9 protein-coding genes are annotated in these 9,176 nt (G+C 70.2%); all 9 read left to right on the forward strand.

Annotated features, from left to right (window positions below; translation table 11 throughout):
* Positions 1–23: 23 nt before the first annotated feature.
* Entirely contained in the window at positions 24–1,016 is a 993-nt protein-coding gene (locus tag VGF64_13460) for an NAD(P)-dependent oxidoreductase (protein HEY1635763.1), read from the forward strand.
* Positions 1,013–1,648 (forward strand): class II aldolase/adducin family protein, encoded by a 636-nt coding sequence (locus VGF64_13465; protein HEY1635764.1) that lies wholly within the window; start codon positions 1,013–1,015, stop codon positions 1,646–1,648. The genes VGF64_13460 and VGF64_13465 overlap by 4 nt, the downstream gene beginning before the upstream one ends.
* Positions 1,648–2,697 carry an alcohol dehydrogenase catalytic domain-containing protein gene (locus VGF64_13470; protein HEY1635765.1) on the forward strand — a complete coding sequence of 350 codons (1,050 nt, stop codon included), beginning with the start codon at positions 1,648–1,650 and terminating at the stop codon, positions 2,695–2,697. Before VGF64_13465 ends, VGF64_13470 begins: the two co-directional genes overlap by 1 nt.
* 14 nt (positions 2,698–2,711) lie before the next feature.
* Complete coding sequence (locus tag VGF64_13475) at positions 2,712–3,200, forward strand: hypothetical protein (GenBank protein ID HEY1635766.1); 489 nt, start codon at positions 2,712–2,714, stop codon at positions 3,198–3,200.
* A 72-nt stretch (positions 3,201–3,272) separates the two neighbouring features.
* Positions 3,273–4,925 (forward strand): glycoside hydrolase, encoded by a 1,653-nt coding sequence (locus VGF64_13480; GenBank protein HEY1635767.1) that lies wholly within the window; start codon positions 3,273–3,275, stop codon positions 4,923–4,925.
* Positions 4,926–4,930: 5 nt separating this feature from the next.
* Complete coding sequence (locus VGF64_13485; protein HEY1635768.1) at positions 4,931–5,893, forward strand: NAD-dependent epimerase/dehydratase family protein; 963 nt, start codon at positions 4,931–4,933, stop codon at positions 5,891–5,893.
* A gap of 125 nt (positions 5,894–6,018) precedes the next feature.
* Positions 6,019–7,194 carry an NAD-dependent epimerase/dehydratase family protein gene (locus tag VGF64_13490; GenBank protein ID HEY1635769.1) on the forward strand — a complete coding sequence of 392 codons (1,176 nt, stop codon included), beginning with the start codon at positions 6,019–6,021 and terminating at the stop codon, positions 7,192–7,194.
* 11 nt (positions 7,195–7,205) lie between these two features.
* Entirely contained in the window at positions 7,206–7,979 is a 774-nt protein-coding gene (locus VGF64_13495; GenBank protein ID HEY1635770.1) for a glycosyltransferase family 2 protein, read from the forward strand.
* 5 nt (positions 7,980–7,984) lie between these two features.
* Positions 7,985–9,176: hypothetical protein (locus VGF64_13500; protein HEY1635771.1), on the forward strand; the 1,192-nt coding region annotated here is incomplete at its 3' end.

The following is a 9,176-nucleotide window of genomic DNA, read 5'->3' on the forward strand; positions in this document are numbered from 1 at the left end:
AGCTGCGTCATACTCTTGCCAAGATGGCGACCGTGAGCTCCGATCCCCGCCCGCGCGCCCTGGTCACCGCCCCCTTTCGGGGAGAGGGCCTCGATCGGCTCCGCACCGTCGCCGACGTGGTGCTGGACCCGTGGATCGACCACGAGCCGCTGCGCATCTACTCCGCCGAGCAGCTGGCCCAGCGGGCCGACGGCGAGGGAGCTTCGATCATCGTCTGCGAGGCCGACCGCTGCGCCGGCCCGGTGTTCGATCTGCCGCTGGCAGCCATCGGTTCGACGCGCGGCGACCCCACCAACGTCGACGTGGCCGGCGCTACCTCGGCCGGCATACCGGTGCTGAGGGCACCGGGCCGCAACGCCGACGCCGTCGCCGAGCTCGCCGTCGCCCTGCTGCTCGCCGCCGGTCGACGGGTGCTTCCTGCCGACCGGGATGTCCGCACGGGCCAGATCTTCAGAGACGGCACCATCCCGTACCAGCGGTACCGGGCCTGGGAGCTCAACGGCCGCACGGCGGGACTCGTCGGCCTCGGCGCGGTCGGCCGGGCCCTGCGCTGGCGCCTCGAGGGCCTGGGAATGCGCGTACTGGCCTACGACCCGTACGCCGAGGACGCCACGAGCTCGCTCGACGAGCTGCTCGAGCGCTCCGACGTGGTCTCGATGCACGCCGTCGTGACCCCGGAGACGACCGGTCTCGTCGGCGCCGAGCAGCTGGCCCGGATGAAGGACGGGGTCATCTTCCTCAACACGGCCCGGGCGGCCCTCCACGACACCGAGGCCCTCGTGGCGGCCCTGCGCTCGGGAAAGGTGGCGGCGGCCGGATTGGACCACTTCGAGGGCGAGATGCTGGCCGTCGACCACCCCCTGGCGTCCATGGACAACGTCGTCCTCACCCCGCACATCGGCGGGGCGACCTACGACACCGAGACCAACCACTCCCGCCTCATCGCGGAGGACCTCGCTCGCCTCCTGGCCGGCGAGCCACCGCTCCACGTCGTCAACCCGGAGGTCCTCAAGTGAAGCAACTCGTCCTCGACACGGCCAAGGAGATGTACCGCAAGGGCCTCGTGGAAGGCACGTCCGGCAACGTCTCGGCCCGCATGCCCGACGGGTCCGTCTGCGTCACCCCGTCGTCAGTGCCCTACGAATCGATGGTCCTCGAGGACCTCGTCGTGGTCGACCTCGACGCCAACGTGGTCGAAGGCCACCGCTCGCCGACGTCGGAGAAGGACCTCCACCTGGCGTGCTACCGGGCCTTCGAGGAGGTCGGAGGCGTGATCCACTCCCACCCCGTCCACGGCTCGATGTTCGCCTGCGCCCGCCAGCCCGTCCCCGCGGCGATCGAGGAGTTCGTGGTGTTCGTGGGCGGCGACGTCCCGGTCTGCGACTACACGCTCACCGGCACGGCCGACCTGGGAAAAGAGGCCGTTCGCAACCTGGAGCAGACCAGCGCCGCCCTGCTCGCCAGCCACGGCATGATCACCATCGGGCCGACCCCTACCGAGGCCCTCCACGTAGCCCTGGTTGTCGAGCGCGCCGCCCAGATCGTGCACGGCGCCCGCGTCCTCGGCGGTGAGCATCCGCTACCGGAGAAGACGAACAAGAACTTCCGCGGCGTCTACGAGTACCTGCGCAAGAACCCGATGCCGTGATGGCTCCCCTTCCCGCCACCATGCCCGTCGCCGTGTTCGGCCGGCGGGAGATCACCGTCGAGGACCGGCCGGTGCCCGCCCTGGAGCCGCACGACGTGCTGGTCGAGGTGGGCCATTGCGGCGTCTGCGGGAGCGACCTGCATTTCGTCATCGACGGGTGGGGGCGCCCGGGCTCGATCGGAGGCCACGAGTGGTCCGGGGTCATCGCCGCCGTCGGCAGCGAGGTGAGCCGGTGGTCGGTCGGCGACCGCGTGGTCGGAGGTGTCCACTCCTGCGGCGAGTGCCGCTACTGCCAGGCCGGCCGGCCGACCTTGTGCACCGGACGGGGACGGGTGGGGAGCGGCGAATGGCAGGGCGCCTTCGCTGGCTACGTGCGCGAGCACGAAGAGGCCCTCAACCGCGTCCCCGATGGCTTGTCGGCCCGCGTCGCCGCCCTGGCCGAGCCGCTCGCCGTGGCCCTGCACGGGATCACACTCAGTGGCGCCCGACCCGGCCAGCGTGTGCTCGTCACTGGCGCCGGGCCGATCGGGAGCCTTGTCACCGCAGCCCTTCTCGCCCGCGGCGTCACCGACGTCACGGTCAGCGAGCCCGGCGAGCGACGCCGCCAGCTGGCCACCGCCCTCGGAGCGGCCACGGTGACCCCCGATCAGCTGGTCGCTCCGGACTGGCCCTCATCGGTGGTCGAGGAGCCGTTCGACGCCGTCCTGGAATGCTCGGGCCGGGCCAGCGCCATGGAGGCGGCCCTGGGCCAGTTGGTCGCAGCCGGCACCCTGGTCCTCGTCGGAGCGGGCATCGACCCGCCCCGCTTCGACCCGAACCGGATCATTCTCAACGAGCTGATCGTCACCGGCGCCTTCTGCTACGACGCTGACGGGTTCACCGACGCCCTCGACCTCCTCGCCGGCGGCCGGTTGGCCACCGACCTGCTCATCGAGGACAACGACATCGCGCTCAGCGGTCTGCTCGACGCAATGGAGGGCCTGGCCGCGGGCGACATCGCCGGCAAGGTCATGGTCGCCGGTCCGATGGGCCGGCACGACGATCCCTGACTCGAGGGAGAGAGATGACAGATACCGACACGTCCACTGGACCGCCGTCACCGCGGCGCCAACCGCGCTTCAACCACGTTGCCATGAGCATGCCGGCCGACGCGCTCGACGAGACCGGGCGAAAGGAGATCGTCGAGTTCTATCGGGAGGTCTTCGGTTGGGAGGAGCTGCCCACCCTGACCGAGGATCGCCACCGGCTGGTGCTCCAGGCGTACACCTATGAGCAGTTCGTGTTCCTCATCGCCGACGAACCACCCATGACCTGTCCGGGACTCGACCACTTCGGCATGTCGGTGGGCACCGGTAGGGAGCTGGACGAGATCCTGGCCCGGAGCAAGGCGTTCGCCGCTCGCGACGAACGGGTCGAGATCATCGACCGGAAGGTCGATGACTACGGCATGCTCAAGCTCCATAGCTTCTACGTGCGCTACCTGCTCCCCCTCATGATCGAGGTCCAGCACTTCGAGTGGACGGAGGGCCACGCTCCGGCTGCGGCCGACTGACGTCTCACCCCGCCCGGATCCCCCGACCGGGGTACGAGTTGCCTGCCCGGTCATGCTCTACCCTCATTGACCGTGGGGGTGCGGACGAGATCGGTTTGGACACGGCTGTCGAGGCCGAGGCGGCTCACGCGGCTCGGCACCGGCGCCGCGGTGGCGTTGAGTCTGCTGGGCCTGGGCAGCCTTGTCGTGCCGTCGCTCGACGCCGACACCGTCCCTGCGGGCGCCACCGTGAGCAGCCAGCCGGGGCAGCCGATCCAGGGGTTCGGCGCGTCCGGGGCCTGGTGGCCGAACGACCTCCAGCACTTCAGCCCGGCCGGCCAGCAACAGGTCGCCAGTCTCCTGTTCGATCCCTCGGGGCTCGGGCTCAGCCAGTACCGGTACAACATCGGCGGTGGCGGCGTCGGCGTGACGACTCCGGAGAAGAAGGCGCCGACGTTCTTCGCCGGCCCCGGCAGCTACAACTGGTCGGCCGATCCGGGTGGCGTCGGCTTCCTGCTACTGGCGGCCCAGCACGGTGTGCGCACGCTCGTGGGCTTCGTCAACAGTGCGCCCGCGGCGTGGACCACGGACGACAAGAGCTGTGGAGGTGCCCTCGTGCCGGGCTCCGAGGCCGCCTACGCCAACTACCTGAGCACGGTCGTGGCCCATCTCCACGACGTCGATCACGTCACCCTGTCCTACGTCAGCCCCATGAACGAGCCCGACGCGTCACAGTCGACCTGCCGGCAGGAGGGCATGAGGGTGCCGGTCGCCCAGCGCGCCCCGCTGGTGAAGGCTCTGGCCAGCGCGCTCGCCAAGCGGGCGCCCTACGCCCACGTGATCGCCGACGAGTCGAGCCTGGTGGCGGCCCAGCTGTTGCCCGAGGCGCCCCGTTGGCTCTCGGTTCCCGGCGCCGCGTCGTCGGTGGCAGCCATCGCCCACCACACCTACGACTATCCACCCCCGGCCGTCCTCCAGCAGGTTGCCCAGCTGGGCCAGCAATTCCATAAGCCCCTCTGGGCGAGCGAGATCTGTTGTCACAACAACCGTGGATTCGGGTACCAGTTCGACCCGACGATGACCAGCGGCATGTGGCTGGCCAACACCATATGGGCCGATCTCACCCAGGCCCACGACTCCGCCTTCGACTGGTGGACGGCGCTCTCGCCGAGGCTCGGGTGCAATCCCGTCGCCGACCCCGCCTGCGCGACCAGGGTCAACCCGCTGGGTCGGAACGACGGCCTTCTCTACTACGACCCGGCCGCCACCGTCGACCACAACGAGACGATCTACACGACGAAGCGGTACTGGGCGCTGGGCAACTTCAGCCGCTACGTCCGTCCGGGGGCCGTGCTCCACGAGGTCACCGGCGCCCCTCCGGGCACCCGGGCCGCGGCGTTCAGCTCCAAGAGCGGGTGGTCGATCGTCGTCATCGACGACTCGCCAGCGGGCACCCCGCCGACCCCCTTCACGCTGCACATCCCGACGGGCGGGCACGCCCTGGCGCCGGTCACCGCCGCGCAGACCAGTGAGACGCTCAACCTGGCCCCGGTCCCGTTGCCGCGTTACCGGAGCGGGACGATGACCGCCTCGATCGCACCGCATAGCGTCACGACCTATGTGTTCTCCAGCTCACCTTCGCGTAGCCACGTGACCACCGCCGCCCTGCGGCAGCCAGGACGGGGCCCCAGCGAGTCCAGCGGGCGAGGCAGCCTGGTCCAGACCCGGAGGACGGCGCGAGCCTGACCGGGATGAGCACGCCCGCCGAACACGTCCTGGTGACCGGCGGCGCCGGCTTCATCGGCACAGCCATGGCCGGCGCCCTGCTGGAGCGCGGTGCAGAGGTGACCGTCGCCGACACCAGGCCCTTCACCGATCCCCGCGCCCACTCCGTCCTCGGCGACCTTCGTCGGCCCGAGATCCTCGATCGGGCGATGGCCCGACCCGTGACGACGATCATCCACTTGGCGGCCGAGACATCCGTGCTGGCGTCCATGTCGCGCCCCGTCGAGGTCTACGACACCAACGTGGCCCTCACTCTCTCGCTCCTCGAGCGATGCCGCGCCCAAGGCGTCGGCCGCTTCGTGCTCGCCTCGACCAACGCCGTGGTCGGCGACGTCGGAAACGCCGTCATCGACGAGGAGTCGCCGCTGCGGCCACTGACCCCCTACGGCGCCACCAAGGCGGCGGCCGAGATGCTCCTGTCGGCCTACTCAGCGTCCTACGGCCTCGTCGCGTCCGCCGTGCGCCTCACCAACGTCTACGGCCCGGGGATGCAGCAGAAGGACAGCCTCGTCGCCCGCCTGATGAGAGCCTGCCTGGACCAGGGATCGGTGAGCATCTACGGCGACGGCGACCAGGTGCGCGACTACCTCTACGTCGACGACGCCGTGCAGGCCCTCCTCCTCCCCCTCGAGGCCGGCGTGGTCGGGCCCCTCACCATTGGCTCGGGCACCTCGATCTCGGTCAACGAGCTGCACGACGTCCTGCGGACGATCACCGGTGTCAACCTGCCGCTCCCGCACGTGGCCCCCCGCCCCGGCGAGATGCGCGGGGTGAGGGTGAGGATCGACCGAGCCCGCCAGCTCGGTTTCGAGCCCCGCGCCAGCCTGCGCCGAGGGCTCGCGGCCACGTGGGACGCCTTCGCTGACCGCGGCCAGCCCGGCGGGGCGGATGGCGACGACTGTCACGGAATACCCTCGGGGCGGGGGTAAGCTGCCGGCCGGCTTTTTGGATTCGGGCTGTCGAGGGCCCGGGGTTTAGCAAAGTGGCCCCTTGGTCACGAACGATATCGAGGCATCGACCGGTAACACCTCCCACCGAGAAAGGATCGGCCCCGATGAACCTTCTCGTCCTGGGGGGCGACGGGTACCTGGGCTGGCCGACGGCGCTGCGGCTGTCGGCGCAGGGCCACAACGTCGGCATCGTCGACAACCTCGTACGCCGCCAGTACGACGGGGAGATGGGGGTCGACAGCCTCGTCCCGATCCGAGATCTCGAGTCCCGGGTGAGGACCTGGAGGCGGGTCTCCGGCTTCCGCGTCGACACCTACGTGGGCGACCTCACCGATGCCAGTTTCGTCGAGCGCACGCTGGTCGAGTCGGCCCCGGCCGCGGTGGTCCACTTTGCCGAGCAGCGCTCGGCTCCCTACTCCATGATCGACCGGGCCCACGCCGTCTACACCCAGGTCAACAACGTCGTAGGGACCCTCAACCTCCTCTACGCCATCGCTGAGGTCGATCCCGACATCCACTTGGTGAAGCTCGGCACCATGGGCGAGTACGGCACGCCCAACATCGACATCGAGGAGGGGTTCATCGAGGTCACGCACCGGGGGCGGACCGACGTCCTGCCGTTCCCCAAGCAGCCGGGCTCCTTCTACCACCTGTCCAAGGTCCACGACAGCCACAACATCGCGTTCTCCTGCCGCAACTGGGGCCTGCGCTCGACCGACCTCAACCAGGGGGTCGTCTATGGGCAGGAGACCGAGGAGACGGCGCTGCATCCCGACCTGGCCACCCGCTACGACTACGACGCCGTCTTCGGCACGGTGCTGAACCGCTTCATCGTCCAGGCCGTGGTCGGCCATCCGCTCACTGTCTACGGCAAGGGCGGCCAGACGCGGGGAATGCTCGACATCCGCGACACCCTGGCGTGCGTCGAGCTGGCCCTCCTCAATCCGCCGGCGGCAGGCGAGTACCGCGTCTTCAACCAGTTCACGGAGTCCTTCTCGGTCGGCGACCTGGCCGAGCGGGTGGCGGCACTGGTCCCCGGGGTGGAGATCGAGCACCTCGACGACCCCAGGGTCGAGCAGGAGAGCCACTACTACCGGGCGGCCCACACCAAGCTCCTCGATCTCGGCCTCGCCCCCCACCTGCTGTCGGACAGCCTGATCACGTCCCTCCTGGCCCTGGTCGAGCGACACCGGGCGCGCGTGGACGCGAGCGCCATCCGTCCGACGGTGGAGTGGCGACGCACGCAAAGCCACCTGGGCGCCATCGCCGGGCGTCGCTAGCCGCAGGGCGGGTGCGCCGTCGAGCCTCGTCGGACACGTCACCGGTCGACGCCGAGGCCGAGGCGGATTTCGCTGCCCATCACGGGTCACCCCAGCTGTCCCCGCTCACGGTTCTCGTCCCTGCCTACAACGAGGCCGGCAACATCGGCCGGGTCCTGGACTCGATCCCCGAGCACGTCTGCGGGCTGGCCGTCTCGGTGCTGGTCGTGGTGGACGGCGGCCACGACGGCACCGAGGAGATCGTGCGGGCCCGCGGGGACTACGCCTGTGTGGCACCCGTCAATCGGGGCCAGGGGGCGGCCCTGCGACTGGGGTACCGGATGGCACTCGCCCACGGAGCCCGCTACCTCGCCACCATCGACGCCGACGGGCAGTACGACCCCGGCGAGCTGGCCGGGCTCGTCCAGCCGCTGATCGACGACGAGGCGGACCTCGTCACCGGCTCGCGCCGGCTCGGGTCGTCGGAGGTCGGCGACCGGACGCGGGCCGCGGGCGTGGTCGTCTTCGCCCGCCTCATCACCGTCCTCACCGGCCAGCGCATCACCGACCCGGCCTTCGGCCTGCGAGCGATGAAGGCGGAGGTCCCGGCGGCGCTGCTCCTCGAGCAGTCCCAGTACCAGGCGGCTGAGCTGCTGATCGCCGCCATCCTGGCCGGCTACCGGGTGGCCGAGCGACCGGGTGTCATGAGGCCGCGGTCCTCGGGGACGACCAAGAAGGGAAGCAACCTGGCCTACGGGTACCGCTACGCCCGGGTCGTGCTGGCGACCTGGCTGCGGGACCGGTGACGAGGGTGACGAGCTCGGCCGGCGAGGGCCGGTCGGCAGCCGGTGGGGAGGGCCGGCTCGATGTCACGACCCGACGCCGGCATGCGCTGGCCGGCGCCGTCCGGCCGGGCCCGCTGGCCGTGGCCGTGCTCGTCATGGTGCCGGTGCTGACCTTCTCGGTGCCGGCTCTCGCCGGGCACCCCCTCCTCGGCAACGACAATCTCATCCAGAACTTCCCCCTTCGGGTGCTCGTCGCCCGCAACCTCGACCACGGCCACCTTCCTCTCTGGAACCCCTACATCTGGAGCGGTACCGCCCTGCTGGGCGGTCTCAACGCCGGCGCCTTCTATCCCGGGACGCTGCTGTTCACTGTGCTGCCCGCGGAAGCCGCGTTTGTCGTAAACGAGATCCTCGTCTACGTCGTCGGCGCCCTCGGCCTCTACGTGTTCCTGCGCCGATCCCGCCTCTCGGTCGGAGCCTCCTTCCTCGGCAGCCTGTCGTTCTGGGTGGGGGGCTTCATGAGCGCCCAGCTGAGCCACATCGACCTGGTGCAGGGGGCGAGCCTGGTGCCCTGGATGCTGGTCGCCCTCCACCGGATGGCCCATCCGCCCGGGGCGGCGAAGCCGCGGGCAGCATGGCCGACGGTGCTGCTGGGGGCGTGCATCGGCCTGCTCGTCCTGACGGGCTCGCCCGAGGCCCTGATCGACGACTCCATCATCGTGGCCATCTACGGGGGGTGGCTGGTCTGGCGTCACCGAACGGGCCGGATCCTCGTTCAGATGGCGATCGCCGCCGCTGCGGCCCTCGTCCTCACCAGCATCCAGTGGCTCCCAGGCCTGGTCTTCGCGTCCCACTCGCAACGATCGGGCAGCTCGTACGCCTTCTTCATCACCGGGTCGCTCCCGCCCAAGCTGACCACCCTGACGGCCATGCCGTATCTGCTGGGAAGCTACGGACGCTTCGGCCTTCCCCTGTACCGCGGCCAGTACAACCTGGCCGAGGTCAGCTCCTACGTCGGCATCCTCCCCATCTGTGCCGCCTTCGCCATGCTCACACGGCCGTGGCGGTCACGCCGGGCATCGCAGGGACTGGGAGTGTGGTACCTGCTGATCGCGGTCGGCCTGGTCCTGTCGTTCGGCGGCTACACCCCGCTCGGCCACCTCCTCGTCCACATCCCCATCTACGGCCAGCAGCGGCTGCAGAACCGCAACATGGTGA

The organism is Acidimicrobiales bacterium (genome assembly GCA_036491125.1).
GTDB lineage: Bacteria > Actinomycetota > Acidimicrobiia > Acidimicrobiales > AC-9 > AC-9.